General features: G+C 34.5%; 10 protein-coding genes. 9 read left to right on the plus strand and 1 reads right to left on the minus strand.

Features of this window, described 5'->3' with window-relative positions:
• Positions 1 to 3 precede the first annotated feature (3 nt).
• Entirely contained in the window at positions 4 to 2,952 is a 2,949-nt protein-coding gene (locus ACYQ5R_RS05850; RefSeq protein WP_460189985.1) for a SusC/RagA family TonB-linked outer membrane protein, read from the minus strand.
• Positions 2,953 to 3,266: 314 nt separating this feature from the next.
• Between ACYQ5R_RS05850 and ACYQ5R_RS05855 the strand changes: the two genes are divergently transcribed.
• The 9 genes from ACYQ5R_RS05855 (at position 3,267) to ACYQ5R_RS05895 (ending at position 17,573) form a co-directional block, all read left to right on the plus strand.
• On the plus strand, positions 3,267 to 4,286 hold the full coding sequence (locus ACYQ5R_RS05855; RefSeq protein WP_460189986.1) for a LacI family DNA-binding transcriptional regulator: 1,020 nt from the start codon (positions 3,267 to 3,269) through the stop codon (positions 4,284 to 4,286).
• 136 nt (positions 4,287 to 4,422) lie between these two features.
• Entirely contained in the window at positions 4,423 to 5,799 is a 1,377-nt protein-coding gene (locus tag ACYQ5R_RS05860; RefSeq protein WP_460189987.1) for an MFS transporter, read from the plus strand.
• Complete coding sequence (pgmB, locus tag ACYQ5R_RS05865) at positions 5,792 to 6,451, plus strand: beta-phosphoglucomutase (RefSeq protein WP_460189988.1); 660 nt, start codon at positions 5,792 to 5,794, stop codon at positions 6,449 to 6,451. The genes ACYQ5R_RS05860 and pgmB overlap by 8 nt, the downstream gene beginning before the upstream one ends.
• Positions 6,452 to 6,453: 2 nt before the next feature.
• Entirely contained in the window at positions 6,454 to 8,757 is a 2,304-nt protein-coding gene (locus ACYQ5R_RS05870) for a glycoside hydrolase family 65 protein (RefSeq protein WP_460189989.1), read from the plus strand.
• 49 nt (positions 8,758 to 8,806) lie between these two features.
• Positions 8,807 to 10,696, plus strand: coding sequence for a glycoside hydrolase family 13 protein (locus ACYQ5R_RS05875; protein ID WP_460189990.1), 1,890 nt, complete (start codon positions 8,807 to 8,809; stop codon positions 10,694 to 10,696).
• Positions 10,697 to 10,702: 6 nt separating this feature from the next.
• Positions 10,703 to 11,644 (plus strand): alpha/beta hydrolase, encoded by a 942-nt coding sequence (locus ACYQ5R_RS05880; protein ID WP_460189991.1) that lies wholly within the window; start codon positions 10,703 to 10,705, stop codon positions 11,642 to 11,644.
• The gene (locus tag ACYQ5R_RS05885; protein WP_460189992.1) at positions 11,645 to 14,029 is read left to right on the plus strand and encodes a TIM-barrel domain-containing protein; all 2,385 of its coding nucleotides are present in this window, start codon (positions 11,645 to 11,647) and stop codon (positions 14,027 to 14,029) included.
• 42 nt (positions 14,030 to 14,071) lie between these two features.
• Positions 14,072 to 15,694 carry an alpha-amylase family glycosyl hydrolase gene (locus tag ACYQ5R_RS05890; RefSeq protein ID WP_460190499.1) on the plus strand — a complete coding sequence of 541 codons (1,623 nt, stop codon included), beginning with the start codon at positions 14,072 to 14,074 and terminating at the stop codon, positions 15,692 to 15,694.
• Between the two features lie 13 nt (positions 15,695 to 15,707).
• Positions 15,708 to 17,573, plus strand: a complete 1,866-nt coding sequence (locus tag ACYQ5R_RS05895; protein WP_460189993.1) for an alpha-amylase family glycosyl hydrolase — start codon at positions 15,708 to 15,710, stop codon at positions 17,571 to 17,573.
• The last annotated feature ends 6 nt before the right edge of the window (positions 17,574 to 17,579 follow it).

The following is a 17,579-nucleotide window of genomic DNA, read 5'->3' on the forward strand; positions in this document are numbered from 1 at the left end:
TCATTAAAAATTAAGGTTAACTCCAAGGGTATAAATTCTTGGTCTTGGATAAATATTATAATCGATACCACTGAAAACTTCAGGGTCTATTCCGTCGTAATCTGATATAATTAGTAGATTCTGTCCAGTTAGGCTTACTCTTAAATTAGCCTCTCCTTTAAACACTTCTCCAAAATTATAACCAACGCCAATATTGTCTAGTTTTACGAATGAAGCATTTTGAACATAGTAGTCTGATAAGTAACGTTCTGTACCACCATTAATAAATCCAGTGTCTAATACATTTTCAACTCCATTTGAAATAACTAATGGGAAAGCAGCATTTAATAATTGGTTTTGAAAACCTAAATTAGAATATACATTATTGTAAACATAGTTTCCGAAGCTTCCTCTCCAGTACATATTAAAATCCCAATTTTTGTACGTAAAATTGGTGTTAAACCCAAGAGTTACGTCGGCATTAGGGCTTTTAAATCTATATCTATCTTCTGGAGTAATTTCTCCATCGCCATTTCTGTCTACATAAACATCTTCTAAAGGATTTCCGTTGTTATCGTATACTTGCTCATAAACAAAGAATGAACGTGGTTGGTAACCTACAGAATGAATTTGAACTGTATTACCAACACCCCCTGATATACCACCTGTTTCTACTCCTGCATAATTTGGATCATCACCCGTGGTAAGTTTTGTAATTTCAAAGTCTTGCCAAGAAATGTTAAATCCTAAATCTAATTGCATATCCTCTTTTTGAATAGCAGTTCCGTTTAATGCTAATTCAATCCCAATGTTTTCCATAGTTCCAATATTGGCATTATCTGCATTAGATAATGAAGAGCCAGCAGGGAAAGGAATGAAGTTTAATAAATCTTTTGTTTCTCTTAAATAGCCATCTAAACTACCGTTCAAACGTCCTTTAAAAAAACCGAAATCTACACCAATGTTATAGGTAGTAGTTTCTTCCCATTTTAAAGTTGTATTAAAAGGTTCTGCTCTATATGTATTATAGAACATATTGCCAAACTGATATTGAGCAGTATCTGTACTCAAACGGTACAATGGAATTGAAGGATAGAAAGATCCAATATCTTGCTGACCTGTAACACCCCAACCTAATCTCAATTTCAAGTTAGAAAAAGCACTATCAGCCATAAAATCTTCATCAATAACTTTCCAAGCAAAGGCAGCAGAAGGGAAATTACCCCAACGATTTTCTTCACTAAATCTTGAAGACCCATCACGTCTGTAAGTTACCGTTAAAAGGTATTTATCTTTAAAACTGTAGTTCAATCTACCAAAGAATGACTGTAAATTGTTTTCATTATAGTATTCTGTAGTTAGCCTTCTTGTTGCATCTTGAATATTTGTGGTTGAATTACCTTTATAAACAAAGTTTTGATACGAATATCCTGCAGTAAAGTCAATTTTACTTTCAATAGACTCAATATATTTAGCATAGTTCAAATAAATATCCATTAACTCGTTCTCTTGCTCATTTGTGTATTCAGAAATCTCACCTAATTGAGCAAGTTCTATTGTATTTGATAATGCAGAATCATAAATTTCATTAGATCCTTTTCCTTTTGAATTGTCAATTGCTAAATTAACGTTAGCCCTTAATTCAGGTAAGAAATGAAATTTATAATCAAATTGAATATTTCCAATAAAACGGTTTACATTAGAAGTATTATCTCTTAATTCTAACATTGCAACCGGGTTTTTTGGAGCTCCAACAGCTATTGGGTTTCCATTGTTTTCTAACCATTCAAAATAACCTCCGTATGGAGATGAAGGATCTCTAACTGGTTTTGTAGGATCAAATGCAATAGCATTTCCGATGGCACCAGTATCAGCAAATTGATTGTTGATAGATGCAGCTTTTAAATTTAATTTAATATCAAGATGGTCATCCAATAATTTAGATCCTAAATTCAACGAAAATGTTCCTCTTTCCATATCAGATGTTTTTAATGTACCACCTAATTTGGTAAAACTAACAGAACCTCTTGCATTTAGTTTATTTCCTCCACCAGAAACACTTACATTATGTTCAGTACCAAAAGCCGTATCAAAAATTTCATCTTGCCAGTTGGTATTTTTATCTGTTAATAAATCTATATCTGAAGGTGTTCCATTTGCAGTTACATAATCTCTAAACTGATTTGCAGATAAAGCGTCAATAAATTCTGCTGTTTCATGTACAGAGAAATTACCGCTATAATCTACTTTCAATTCACCGGATTTTCCTTTTTTGGTAGTAATAATAATGACACCGTTAGACGCTCTTGATCCATAAATTGCCGTTGCAGATGCATCTTTTAGAATAGAGAAAGACTCTATGTCATTTGGATTTAATAAATCCAATGGACTTCTAGATCCTCCAACTCCACCACTAGACACTGGTAATCCATCAATTACTATTAAAGGGTCGTTGTTTGCATTTAAAGATGCTCCATTACGAATTCTAATTGTACTTCCTGTGCCAGGTGCACCACCACCAGTAGTTACTTGAACACCGGCAACTTGCCCAACTAATAATTGTTCTGCACTTGCAGCTGCACCTCTATTAACTTCATCAGCTTTTATTGAGGCAACTGAACCCGTAGCATCTCTTGCGGTAGTTGTACCATAACCAATTACGACTACTTCATCTAAGGCCTCAGAACCTTTTTCTAATGCTACATTAATTGTTGTAGAACTTTCTACAGTTATTTCTTGAGGTTGATATCCTAAATAAGAAAACACTAAAATATCACCAGTGTTTACATTATTTAATGAATAATTCCCATCAAAATCTGTAGATGTTCCTCTTGCAGTACCTTTTAAGATTACATCTACTCCAGGTAGCGGAGAATCTGTTGCTTTTTCAGTAACAGTTCCACTCACCAATAGTTGTGCAAATGTGCACAATGGGAGTAGTAAAAGAACCACAAATATTCTTAAGTTTTTCATGTAAAGTTAAATTAATTAAACGTTGTTTTTTGATTGAACAATAGTTACTAAATCTCGAATTTCACACGGTGAAGCTATTTATAAAGCCATTTTTTAACAATTTTTTCACGTTAAAAAAAAATACGAAAACGTTTTAGTATTCATAACTTTTTTACGCAAACGTTTGAGTTTGGAGGCTAAAAATGTCAATTTTGATAAAAATTCAGATAATTGAGCATATTATTAGGCTCGATTTTATGAAAATAAGGGTTGAACTGGGGGTCGTATTTTCGTTTTTTAAATGTATATTTGATGTATTAGTTGGCCTTAAAACTATGCGTCCAAAAATTACCTTAAAAAAAATAGCAAAAGAGTTTGAAGTTTCGATTTCTACCGTTTCAAAAGCTTTAAAAAATAGCTCAGAAATTAGTGTAGATCTAAGAGAGAAAATTCAAGCCTTCGCAAAACTCTATCATTACAAACCAAATAGTTTAGCAGTTAGACTGCAAAATCAGCAGACAAAAATGATTGGTGTAGTTGTACCCGATATTGTGCATCATTTCTTTACAACGGTAATTCAAGGGATAGAAGAAGTTACAAATAGACGGGGCTATAATGTATTGATTTGTTTGTCTAATGAATCTTTTGATAAAGAAGTAATGAACATAGATATGTTTACAAATGGTACAGTAGACGGTCTTATAATATCTATGTCCAAAGAAACTCAGCGTAAAGACGATTACAAACATTTTAATAATTTAATGGAAGATGATTTTCCGTTTGTCATGTTTGATCGTATAAATGAAGACTTTAAATGTGATAAGGTTGTTATTGATGATGTTGGAGGGGCTATGAATGCAACAAATCATTTGATTGATATTGGTTGTAAAAGAATAGCGCATATAACTACTCCTAGTCATGTAACAGTTGGAAAGTTAAGAAGGGAGGGATATATAAAGGCATTAGAATCTAATGGTATGTCTATTGACGAATCGATTATTCTAGAAATTGATGAAACCCAAGATATTTCTGAACAAATATCAGTACTGTTCGAAAACAATTCACCAGATGGAATTTTTGCAGTGAATGAAGTGTATGCCGTAAGCGCAATGAACGCTGCTAAGCAAAATGGATTTACAGTGCCAGATGATGTGAGTGTTATTGGGTTTACAGATGGCCCAATTTCTAAACTGGCTTTACCACCTTTAACTACTGTTGTTCAGCACGGTTTTACAATGGGAAAACAAGCTGCGGAATTGCTTATAAATCGTATCGAAAGTAAGGAGGATTTAGACCCTCAAAAAATAGTCTTATCCACTAATTTAAAGGTGCGTAAGTCTACAAAAAGCATTTAAACTTGCACGATTAAAAATTTTGTTCCTATCTTTGTAACTTACAAAGTAATTTCACAATTTACTAAATTTCGACTTCACATAATTGAATTATAGGTGTTTAACCTGTAGTTCAACATCAATCATTATACATTTTATCATGAAAAAACGGAAACTAAGTTTCTGGGAAATCTGGAACATGAGTTTTGGGTTTCTTGGAATTCAATTCGGATTTGCGCTGCAAGGCGGATTTATGTCGAGAATATTCCAAACACTAGGTGCAAGTAAAGATGATATTCCTATGCTTTGGATAGCCGCGCCATTAACAGGTCTTATAGTTCAACCAATTATTGGTTATCTAAGTGATAAAACTTGGCATCCAAGATGGGGTAGACGAAGACCTTATTTTTTAATTGGAGCTGTTTTAAGCTCCATAGCATTATTTATTGTACCTCATTCACCGGTATTATGGGTAGCCGTTGGTTTGCTCTGGGTGATGGATGCGTCAATAAACATTTCTATGGAGCCATTTAGAGCCCTTGTTGCAGATAAGCTTGATGAATCCCAAAGATCTTATGGCTTTGTAATGCAAACATTAATTATTGGAATTGGTACATGGGTAGCTAGTAACTTGCCTTGGTTGATTACTCAATTAGGTGCAAGTAACGAAGCAGGTCCTGGTATTGTGCCAATGTCAGTAAAGGTTGCATTTTCAACTGGTGCTATAGTTTTCTTGATAAGCATTCTATATACGGTATTTACTACTGATGAATATCCGCCTGAAGACTTGGAAGCTTTTGAAAGAGAAAAGCGCGAATCTAAAAACAGATTCATACGAGATATTATAGAGAATATTGGATCAATGCCCAAAACAATGAAGCGTTTGGGGTTAATTCAATTCTTTTCATGGTTTGCTTTTTTTACAATGTGGAGTATGGCTACACCAGCACTAACAGAGCATGTTTTTGATGCGCCAGTGCCTATTGAGGCTAATTATAATATGGATATTTCTACAGAAGCTGCAAGCTTTAAAGAGGACAACTTAAATTATCAGAATGCTGCTGATTTAGTAGGTTCGTATATGGGTGTCTATGGATTATCTTCAATGGCATTTGCATTGTTACTTGTAATGTTCACTTCTAAGCGTAGAATTAATAGAAAGTTTGTGCATATGGCATCTTTAATCATTGGTGGTTTTGGATTTATAATGATGTACTATATACCATCTCCTGAATATTTAATTGTCTCTTTTATAGCAATTGGAATTTCATGGGGAAGTATTTTATCTATGCCTTACGCTATGTTATCAAGTTCTGTAGACCCGAAAAAAATGGGTGTTATTATGGGACTATTCAATATGTTCATTGTAATTCCTCAAATAGTTGCGGCAGTTGGAGGAATAAACTTTGCGTATAAACTTTTAGGAGATGAGACAATTTATGCTATGACTGTAGCAGGTATTAGTTTAATAGTAGCTGGTCTACTTAATTTTTTAATCACAAACAAAAACGCAATTTCATACCAAAGTAATGAATAAAGAAAAAGCATTCATATTTGATTTAGATGGTGTAATAGTAGATACGGCTAAGTATCACTATAAAGCATGGAAAAAATTGGCAAACGATTTAGGGTTTGATTTTACAGAAGAGCAAAACGAGTTGTTAAAAGGTGTGAGTAGAGCACGTTCTCTAGAAATACTTTTAAATATAGGTAGTATGACATTACCTGATGATGAAAAAGTGAGAGTAATGCAATCAAAAAATGAACATTATTTAAGCTATATCAAACAAATGGAACAAGATGAAATACTAGAAGGTATGCAACAAGTACTGTTGCATTTAAAAGAGAATAATATTCCGTTCTCTTTAGGTTCTGCTAGTAAGAATGCTCGTTTAATACTCGAACAGCTTGAATTAATTGAATTGTTTGATGCCATTGTAGATGGCAACGATGTGTCTAAAGCAAAACCAGATCCAGAAGTGTTTTTAATTGCCTCAAACAAATTAGGTGTAGCGCCTGAAAACTGTGTGGTAGTAGAAGATGCAATTGCGGGTATAGAAGCTGCAAATTTGGCGGGAATGATAAGTATAGGTATTGGAGATACCAAAACATTAAAAGAGGCATCATTGGTTTTTCCTTCTACAAAAGGATTGACAATTGATGTAATAAACAAATTGATAAGCAACTAAAAATGAATTTAGATTATATAATTCCAGATGAGTGGTCGATAATTGAAGAAGGATTTGACAAGACACATGCCACAGCATCTGAAAGTATCTTTAGTATTGGTAACGGTGCCATGGGGCAACGTGCCAATTTTGAAGAGCACTATTCAGGAGAAACCTTTCAAGGTAGTTATATCGGGGGAATTTATTACCCAGATAAGACCAGAGTTGGATGGTGGAAAAATGGATATCCAGAATATTTTGCAAAAGTTTTAAATGCTCCAAATTGGATTGGAATCAATCTTGCTATTAATGGCGAGCAATTAGATTTAAATACTTGTTCAATTACAAAGTTTAAGCGAGAGCTTAATATGAAAGAGGGGTATTTAAAAAGAACTTTTATAGCAACTATGAATAATGGAAATGAGGTGCAAATAGAGAGTATCCGTTTTTGCTCATTGGTGTTAAATGAAGTGGGAGCTATTAAATATAGCGTAACGCCATTAAACTTTACCGGAGAGATTCAATTTAGCCCTTATTTAGATGGGGGGATTAAAAATGAAGATACCAATTACGACGAACTATTTTGGAAAGTACTAGATATTGAAGATCGCGATAATGATGCGGTTATTCTCTCTCGTACCCTAAAAACAAAGTTCTATGTTGCAACAGGTATGCACATTTCTTTTGAATTGAATGGTGAGAAAGTACATTTACCAAAAACTGTGCATGAAGTAGAAAAACGAATTGATTATACTTCTAAAACCAGTGTTTCAAAAGGAGATACCATTTCAATTATAAAATTTGGTGGCTACTGTCAGTCAATGAATCATGACGAAGAAAATTTAATCGCTGAATCTCAAAAGGTATTGTCTGAAGCTGCTGCAATTGGATTTACAGCTTTATTAGAAAAGCAAAAAGAAGCTTGGGCTAATATTTGGGAAACTGCGGATATTATAATAGAAGGAGACGTAAAGGCACAGCAAGCTATTCGTTTTAATATTTTCCATTTGAACCAAACCTATTCTGGTGAAGATTCAAGATTAAATATAGGCCCTAAAGGATTTACAGGAGAGAAATACGGAGGCAGTACTTATTGGGATACAGAAGCCTATTGTATTCCTTTTTATATGAGTACAAAAGATAAAGATGTTGCTAGAAACTTATTAAAATACAGACACAACCAGCTTGATAAAGCAATTGAAAATGCCGAGAAACTTGGGTTTTGTGGTGGAGCAGCACTCTATCCAATGGTTACAATGAATGGTGAAGAATGTCATAATGAGTGGGAAATTACTTTTGAAGAAATTCATAGAAATGGGGCCATGATTTATGCCATTTACAACTACGTAAATTACACAAACGACTATAGCTATATTCCAGAATTTGGATTAGAGGTTATGATTGGTGTATCTCGTTTTTGGCATCAAAGAGCATCGTTCTCAAATGCAAAAAACAAATATGTAATTCTAGGGGTAACGGGTCCGAATGAGTACGAAAATAATATCAACAATAACTTCTATACAAATTACATTGCAAAATGGTGTATAGAGTATACCGTTGAACAAATTAAAAAAGTAAAAGCTGAATATGCGAACGATCATGATCGTGTTATGCAGCTTACTAAATTATCAGAATTAGAAATTGAAGCTTGGTTAAAAGTAGCGAAAGATATGTATTTTCCTTATTCAGAAGAACATCAAGTATACTTGCAGCAAGATGGTTTCTTAGATAAAGAATTGATTCCTACATCAGATTTACCAAAATCAGAAAGGCCAATCAATCAAAAATGGTCTTGGGATCGTATTTTACGTTCATGCTATATCAAACAAGCTGATACGTTGCAGGGTATGTACATGTTTGAAGATCAATTTACACGAGATGAAATTGAAAGACATTTTGATTTTTACGAACCTTTTACGGTGCACGAATCTTCACTATCTCCTTGTATACATTCAATTTTGGCTGCTTCAATAGATAGAATGCCAAAAGCTTATGAACAATACCTGCGTACTTCTAGATTAGATTTAGATGATTACAATCACGAAGTGCATGAAGGATTGCATATTACAAGTATGGCCGGAACATGGTTGGCAATTGTGCAAGGGTTTGGAGGAATGAGAAATTTTGATGGTAAGCTTTCATTTAACCCTCAGATTCCTGATGAGTGGAAATCATATTCTTTTAAAATTAATTTTAGAGGAAGTACTTTAAAAGTATACAAAAGTCATACGGAATGTCAGTTTATTAATGAATCTGACACACCTGTTGAGGTTTTTGTAAATGGCACATCAAAAACCATTGAGAAGAATGAGTTAATGACGATTTAATCAATAACTCATTTTGTTATTAGTTAAAGAAATTTTTAATACAATCACCATGAAAAAAATACAGGTAATTTTTTATTTTTTTTTGTTGGTTGGTATAGCTACCACGCAAGCACAAAACATTGATAGAGTTGAGCCACCACATTGGTGGGAAGGCATGAAAAACGCCCAATTACAATTATTAATTTATGGTGAAAATATAGCTGATTTAGAACCGAAGATTGAAGATGCGGCTATAGGTTTACTTAAAACACATAAAGCTACTAAGAGTGATAACTATCTTTTTTTAGATTTAGATATTTCTAAAGCCAAAAAAGGCACCTATAAAATAGATTTTTTTAAAGGAAAGAAGATAAAATTGAGTCACTCGTACCAGATAAAAGAACGTGATCAGACAGCAGAAGAGCATGTTGGGTTTGACAGTTCAGATGCAATTTTTTTAATTACTCCAGATAGATTTGCGAATGCAAATCCAGACAATGATATTGTTTCTGGTTTGAATGAATCTACAATAGATAGGTCAGATGATTATAAAAGACATGGCGGAGATATTCAAGGTATAACAGAGCATCTTGATTACATTCACGATTTGGGGTATACCTCAATTTGGCCTTGCCCTTTATTAACAAACGATATGTCTGAAGGTTCTTACCATGGGTATGCAGTTACAGATTTATATCAAATTGACCCTCGTTTTGGAACGATTGAAGAGTACAAAACGCTCTCTGCAGAGATGACCAAAAGAGAAATGAAGTTAGTAATGGATCAGGTTGCAAATCACTGTGGATTGGAGCATTGGTGGATGAAAGATTTGCCCTTTGAAGATTGGTTGAATTACCAAGAACATTACGAAAATAATGTTGAGAATTGGAGTAGCGATGTGGTGATTCGATCGAATCACAGAAGAACGAGCAATCAAGACAATTACGCATCTGAAATTGATAAAAAAGGGATGACTGATGGCTGGTTTGTTAAGGGAATGCCTGATTTAAATCAGCGTAATCCTTTTATGGCTACATATATTATTCAAAACAGTATTTGGTGGATAGAAGAAGCAAATCTAAGTGGTATTAGACAAGATACATATCCGTATCCAGATAAGAATTTTATGTCAGACTGGGCTGGGGAAATCATGAATGAGTACCCTAATTTTTCCATAGTTGGCGAAGAGTGGAGTTACAATCCTTTGTTAATTGCTTATTGGCAAGATGGAAATAAAAACCACGACGGGTATGATTCAAATTTAAAATCTTCTATGGACTTTGCTATGCAGCGCACAGTTGTTGAGGCGATTAGAGAAGATGAACGTTGGGATACAGGTCTAATTAAAATTTATGAAGGTTTGGCTAATGATTTTGGTTATTATAGTCCTAAAGATATTTTGGTTTTTCCAGACAACCACGATATGAGTAGAATTCATACGCAAATGGATTTAGATATCACTAACACCAAAATGGCTTTGAGTTATTACGCTGTTATACCTCGTGTATTGCAAATGTTTTATGGTACTGAAATTTTGATGGATGATTTGGATAAACCTGGAGACCATGGACTAATACGAACCGATTTTCCTGGAGGATGGGCTAGTGATAAAGTAAATGCATTTACTGGTGAAGGATTGACAACAGACCAAAAAGAAATGCAGCAATATGTTTCTAAATTGCTCAATTTCAGAAAATCGAGTAATGCAATTCATAATGGCAAAACATTGCATTTCGCTCCAGAAAATGGTGTATATGTATTGTTTAGAATTTCTGATGACGAAACCGTAGTTCATGTGATTAATAAGAATGACAAACCGTATAGTTTAGACCTATCTAGGTTTAATGAAGTTGGTTTAGTTGGCAAGCAATTGAGAAACATCCAAACGGATGCATCAATTATGTGGGATACAACTATAGAGTTATCTGAAAAAGGGTCTTATCTGTTCACTACAAAATAAATTCGTATGCGCATCATTTCGTATTGTATTGTTTTAGTAACACTTATTTCTTGTGCTAAATCTCAAAAAGAAACGGCACAAGCTTATTATACTCCAGAAGTAAATTTATCAAGTGGTATTCTGCAGAGAATTGATTCATTTCCAACTGTAAATGTATCGCCAAGAACTTTAGATGTATGGTTGCCAGAAGGCTATGATGATTCAAAAAAATATGCTGTAGTATACATGCATGATGGACAAATGTTGTTTGATGAAACAACCACATGGAATAAGCAAGAATGGAAGGTAGATGAGGTAGCTTCTCAATTAATGAAATATGGCTCGGTTAAAGACTTTATTGTAGTGGCCATTTGGAATATTTCTGAAATTAGGTGGCAAGATTATTTCCCAGAAAAGGCATTTGATTTACTCTCCGAGGAGGCTAAAAATGCAATGCTGGAGAAAGCTAAAGAAAACAATTTTGACGTTTCTTTTAATGCTGATGCCTACCTAAAATTTATTACACAAGAAGTAAAACCGTATATAGATCAAACGTATGCTGTGTATACAGATGCTACAAATACATTTGTTGCAGGGTCTAGTATGGGAGGTCTTATTTCTATGTATGCCATGTTCGAATACCCTGAGGTTTTTGGTGGGGCTGCTTGTATTTCTACCTATTGGCCTGGAGCAACACCTATGGAAAATAATCCTATACCACCTGCATTTTTTGAATATATGAAATCTAATGAGGTGAAACCTGAAAATCAAAACTTTTACTTTGATTATGGGACTGAAACCCTAGATGCTTACTATCCTCAATATGCTGATAAAGTAAACAAAGTCTATAAAGAAAAAGGATTTGATGATTCAAACTTTCAAAATTTAAAGTTTGACGGAGCAGCTCACGACGAGATTTCTTGGGCGAAGCGTTTAGATATTCCTCTTACATTTTTATTAAAAAAGTAAATGAAAAAATTAGTTCTACTAATTCTTGCAATTGCAAGTCTACAATTAACGGCACAAAATAGTAATAGGAAGTTCATTGAGGGGCATATGACTTCTCATGGAATTGTGAATATAAAAGTGAGTGATGGTGTGTATACAATTACTCCGTATTCAGATCAAATAATTGAAACTACCTTCGTGCCAGAAGGGCAAGAATTACACAAGCATTCGCATGCTGTTGTGATGCGACCAAAATATTCAAAACCTGAGTTTAAAGAGTCAACAGATAAAGTTGTATTCAAGACCTCAGGAATGGAAGTGCATATACAAAAAAGTCCTTTTAAAATAGCTTATTACTATAAAGGTAAATTAATAACATCTGAAAAAAACGGGTATTCAAAACACGAGAATTCAGAACATATCCAGTTTAATTTAAATGATACTGAGGTGCTATATGGAGCTGGTGCTAGAGCTTTGCCAATGAACCGAAGAGGGTATCGTTTGGAGTTGTATAATAGAGCGCATTATGGTTACGAAACCCATTCAGAGTTGATGAATTACACAATGCCTTTGGTGCTTTCATCTGAATTGTATGCTATTCATTTTGATAATGCTCCTATTGGTTTTTTAGATTTAGATAGTAAGAAAGATAATACCTTAACCTATGAAACCATTTCGGGTAGAAAGACCTACCAAATTGTTGTGGGAGATAGTTGGTTAGATCTTATTGCCAATTACACCGATTTAACTGGTAAGCAACCGCTATTACCACGTTGGGCACTCGGTAATTTTTCAAGCAGATTTGGCTATCATACAGAAACTGAAACAAGAAATACTGTAGAAAAATTCCAAGAAGAAGAAATTCCATTAGATGCCGTAATCTTAGATATCTTTTGGTTCGGAAAAGACATTCAAGGCCATATGGGAAATTTGGAGTTTTTGAAAGACTCATTTCCTACTCCTCAAAAAATGATTGATGATTTTCAAGCCAAAGGGGTGCAAACCGTTTTGATTTCGGAACCATTTATTTTAACAACCTCAAACCGGTGGTATGAAGCAGTCTTAAAAGACGTACTTGCAAAAGATTCTTTAGGGAACCCATTTACCTACGATTTTTATTTTGGCAACACTGGTTTAGTTGATATTTATAAACCAGAAGGTGAGCGATGGTTTTGGAATATCTATAAAAAGATTGCCAATATGGGGGTAACTGGTGTTTGGGGAGATTTAGGAGAACCTGAAGTTCACCCAAAAGAATTGTTGCACGCCACGGGAACAGCAGATGAAGTTCACAATATTTACGGACACGATTGGGCTCGATTGGTATATGAGGGCTATCAGAGAGATTTTCCCGAGCAACGACCGTTTATTCTTATGAGAGCAGGTTATTCTGGTTCTCAGCGATATGGCATGATTCCTTGGAGTGGCGATGTAAATAGAACTTGGGGAGGTTTGCAAGCGCAACCTAAAATTGCATTACAAATGGCAATGCAAGGTATGGGCTATATGCATTCTGATTTGGGCGGATTTGCAGGGCCAAATTTAGATGACGAATTGTATGTGCGTTGGTTACAGTATGGTGTTTTTCAGCCAATTTATAGACCTCATGCCCAACAAGAAGTGCCATCTGAACCCGTATTTCGATTAGAAAAAGCAAAGTTGTTGGCAAAAGAAGCGATTAAATTGAGGTATCAATTATTGCCATATATCTATACATTGGCATGGGAAAATAATCAAACAGGAGCGCCATTAATGCGATCAATATTCTTTGAAGAATCTGATAATCTAGTATTATATGATTATTCAAAAACGTATTTATGGGGAAATGATTTTTTAGTTGCTCCAATTCTAGAACAAGGTCAAGAATCTCAAGAGGTGTATTTCCCAAAGTCAGGTCCTTGGTTTGATTTTTATTCCGATCAAATATATGATGGAGGCCAAACCAAAACTTTTAAAACGGGAGAAACTTCCATTCCAACATTTGTAAGAGCAGGTGCCTTTATACCTATGGCAAAACCTATGCTAACAACAAAGGATTATAATGCTAATGAATTAGATATTCATTACTACCATCACGCTGAAGTTTCCAATTCAGAACGAGTATGGTATAATGACGATGGTTTGTTGCAAGAAGCTTTTGAAAAAGGTGCTTTTGAAATTGTAAAAGCTTCAAGTAAAGCATCAAATAAAAAGCTAAATATTTCTCTTGAGGCTGAATTAGGGAAACTTCAAGATGCTCAGGATAAGAACTATACGTTGATTATTCATAATGTTTCTAAGACGCCTAAATTTGTAAAGATCAATAAAGAAAAAGTAGATTATTCATATAACAATTCCAATCAAACCTTAGAATTAAAGGTGTCTTGGAATTCTTCTAAAGAAGTAGCAATTAATTTAAAATTTTAACCATTGAATAAGTTTTTTATCACTCTAATTGGCCTTTTGGCCATGGTTTCTTGTAAAGAGCCAACCGTAATTAATTACCAACAAGAAAATGATTTTGTTTGGGAGAATGCAAACATCTATTTTCTGTTAACAGATCGTTTTAATAATGGCGATGTTACCAACGATTTAAATTTTGATCGTTCTAAAGAAACCGCGGTACTAAGAGGTTTTGAAGGAGGAGATTTAAAAGGGATTACTCAAAAAATTAAAGAAGGATATTTTACGGATCTTGGTATTTCTGCTATTTGGATGACTCCTATTGTAGAGCAAATTCATGGAGGAACCGATGAAGGTACAGGGGTTACTTATGGTTTTCACGGCTATTGGGCAAAGGATTGGACAGCTATTGACCCTAATTTCGGAACTAAAGAAGATTTACATGAGTTGGTTGCAGAAGCACATTCAAAAGGCATCCGAATTATCTTAGATGCGGTTATCAATCATACGGGTCCGGTTACTGAGAACGATCCAGTTTGGCCAAGTGATTGGATACGCACAGAGCCTCAATGTACTTATGATAACTATGAAAACACGGTAACTTGTACTTTGGTTAAAAACCTGCCAGATATTAGAACAGATAGCAACGAAGAAGTTGCATTGCCTCCGCAGTTAGTTGAGAAATGGAAATCAGAAGGTAGATATGAGCAGGAAGTTGCAGAGCTTGATGCCTTTTTTGAGGCAACTGGTTATCCAAGAGCTCCAAGATTTTATATCATGAAATGGTTGTCAGATTATATTACAGACTTCGGAATTGATGGTTACCGTTGCGATACAGTTAAACATACCGAAGAATATGTTTGGCAAGAATTTAAGAAGGTATGTGATTTAGCTTTTGCTAAATTTAAAAAAGACAATCCAGAGAAAGTAGTTGACGAAACTGATTTTTATTTAGTTTCAGAAGTTTATAACTATGGTATTAGTGGAGGTCGTTATTTTGACTTTGGCAATAAAAAAGTAGATTATTATGACAATGCTTTTCAAGGTCAAATCAATTTTGAATTTAAGTGGAATGCAGCGCAAATGTCTACTGAAGACTTATTTGTAAAATATGATAATGCATTACAAAACGAGTTGAAAGGCTGCAGTGTGTTGAACTATTTAAGTTCTCATGACGATGGTAGTCCTTTTGATCCAAAACGCGAAAAACCGTTTGAAACTGCTACAAAGTTATTACTATCTCCTGGGGCTTCTCAGGTGTACTACGGAGATGAGGTTGCCAGAGAATTAATAGTTGAAGGGGCGAATGGAGATGCCAATCTGCGTTCTGCTATGGATTGGACGCAATACAGGATTAATGAAGATCGTATAATAGTTTTGGAACATTGGCAGCGATTAGGGAAATTCAGACATAATCATCCTGCAGTAGGTGCAGGTAAGCATCAGATGATTTCTGAATCACCTTATGTATTCAAAAGAACGTATGTATCTGATAAAACTACTGACCAAGTTGTTGTTGCGCTAGATGTTGCAAAAGGTAAAAAGACCATTCCTGTTGGAGATGTTTTCTCTGAAGGAGATGTATTGAGAGATGCCTATTCAAATTTAACTTTTAAAGTGGTAAATGGCACTGTTGAGGTTGATACTTCCTATGATATAGTATTGCTTGAAAAACACTTAAAATATTAAGACGGCTTATTCTATGAAAAATTTAAATCTATTAAAATTAAGTTTAGTTGTCCTTTTTATGGCGAGTTGTTCTCAGAATAAAATGAAGGAAGAAGTAGTCGTAAAGAAAGAAGGTAAGCAAGTGGTGTATCAGGTGTTTACCCGATTGTTTGGAAATACAAATACAACAAATAAACCTTGGGGCACAATAGAAGAAAATGGCATAGGTAAGTTTAATGATTTTTCTGATAAAGCGCTTCAAGAAATAAAAGCATTAGGTGTAACGCATGTTTGGTTTGCAGGTGTACCACATCACGATGTAATAACAGATTATACAGCTTATGGCATTTCTAATGACGACCCAGATGTGGTAAAAGGTAGAGCAGGTTCGCCATATGCAGTAAAAGATTATTACAATGTAAATCCTGATTTAGCCGAAAATCCTGAAAATAGATTGGCTGAATTTGAAGCGCTTATTGAACGTACACATCAAGCGGGATTAAAAGTAGTTATTGACATTGTGCCCAATCATGTTGCTAGAAACTACCAAAGTTTATCAAACCCAGAAGGAACAGTAGATTTTGGAGCAAATGATGATACCTCTGTTCAGTACGCTGTCAATAATAATTTTTATTACAATCCTGGAGAGGCCTTTGAAGTGCCTGATTTTTTAAATGGTTATCTTCCTTTAGGTGGTGAAAATCATCCTCTTTCTGATGGAATGTTCGATGAAAATCCGGCAAAGTGGACAGGAAATGGTTCAAGAGCTTCTAAACCTAGTTTCTACGATTGGTATGAAACAGTAAAAGTGAATTATGGAGTTCGTCCTGATGGTTCTTATGATTTTGAAACACTACCAGAGGGGTATGATATGAAAGATTGTAAAGCCCATTTTGATTTTTGGAAAGATAAAACTATTCCAGATTCTTGGTTGAAATTTAGAGATATTGCTTTGTATTGGTTGGCAAAAGGAGTTGACGGATTTAGGTATGATATGGCAGAAATGGTTCCTGTAGAATTTTGGAGTTATATGAATTCGTCTATTAAAGTGGACTACCCTGATGCATTTTTATTGGCAGAAGTTTACAATCCTAGTCTTTATAGAGATTATATCTATAAAGGAAAAATGGATTACCTGTATGATAAAGTGGCAATGTATGACACTATCAAACACATTATGAAAGGTCATGGATTAACGGACAACCTACCTAAATTACAATCAGATGTTAAAGATATTGAGCATCAAATGTTACACTTTTTAGAAAATCATGATGAGCAGCGAATTGCGAGTCCTGATTTTGCAGGAGATGCTAAAAAGGGTAAGCCAGCAATGGTGGTAAGTACAACAATTAGCACATCGCCAACATTGATTTATTTTGGTCAGGAAGTAGGAGAACCAGGAGCAGAAGAGGCTGGTTTTGGTGCGCCAACACGTACCTCTATTTTTGATTATATCGGTGTGCCACATCACCAAAGATGGATGAATAACAAGCAATTTGATGGTGGCCAATCTAGCCAAGAAGAAAGAGAATTGCGTGATTTCTATCAACGTTTATTAAACTTTTCTATTAATAGTGAAGCCTTAATGGGCGATTATGCCGAAATCCATCACTATAATAGAGAGCACACAGAAAATTACAATCATCGTGTATTTTCATTTGCACGTTGGTCTGAAAATGAACAGCTTTTAATTTTATCTAATTTTGATGCAATAGACAGCTATACTTTTGCGTTAAAATTACCAGAAGAGCTTTTAAAAGCTTGGAATGTATTAGATGGTTCTTATCAACTGAAAGACCAGTTGTACGGAACAGATACTTTTAATTTAACTGTTCATAACGGACTAGGTACCATTGAAATAACAATTGACCCCTTAGAGTCTTTTATATTACAATTGTAATTAGTT

This window comes from Urechidicola sp. KH5, from assembly GCF_054661455.1.

Coding starts and splice junctions, on each gene's coding strand:
- ACYQ5R_RS05885 (WP_460189992.1), top strand. CDS start 11,645: ATGAAAAAATTAGTTCTACTAATTCTTGCAATTGCAAGTCTACAATTA.
- ACYQ5R_RS05860 (WP_460189987.1), top strand. CDS start 4,423: ATGAAAAAACGGAAACTAAGTTTCTGGGAAATCTGGAACATGAGTTTT.
- ACYQ5R_RS05890 (WP_460190499.1), top strand. CDS start 14,072: ATGGTTTCTTGTAAAGAGCCAACCGTAATTAATTACCAACAAGAAAAT.
- ACYQ5R_RS05850 (WP_460189985.1), bottom strand. CDS start 2,952: ATGAAAAACTTAAGAATATTTGTGGTTCTTTTACTACTCCCATTGTGC.
- ACYQ5R_RS05855 (WP_460189986.1), top strand. CDS start 3,267: ATGCGTCCAAAAATTACCTTAAAAAAAATAGCAAAAGAGTTTGAAGTT.
- ACYQ5R_RS05875 (WP_460189990.1), top strand. CDS start 8,807: ATGAAAAAAATACAGGTAATTTTTTATTTTTTTTTGTTGGTTGGTATA.
- ACYQ5R_RS05895 (WP_460189993.1), top strand. CDS start 15,708: ATGAAAAATTTAAATCTATTAAAATTAAGTTTAGTTGTCCTTTTTATG.
- pgmB (WP_460189988.1), top strand. CDS start 5,792: ATGAATAAAGAAAAAGCATTCATATTTGATTTAGATGGTGTAATAGTA.
- ACYQ5R_RS05880 (WP_460189991.1), top strand. CDS start 10,703: ATGCGCATCATTTCGTATTGTATTGTTTTAGTAACACTTATTTCTTGT.
- ACYQ5R_RS05870 (WP_460189989.1), top strand. CDS start 6,454: ATGAATTTAGATTATATAATTCCAGATGAGTGGTCGATAATTGAAGAA.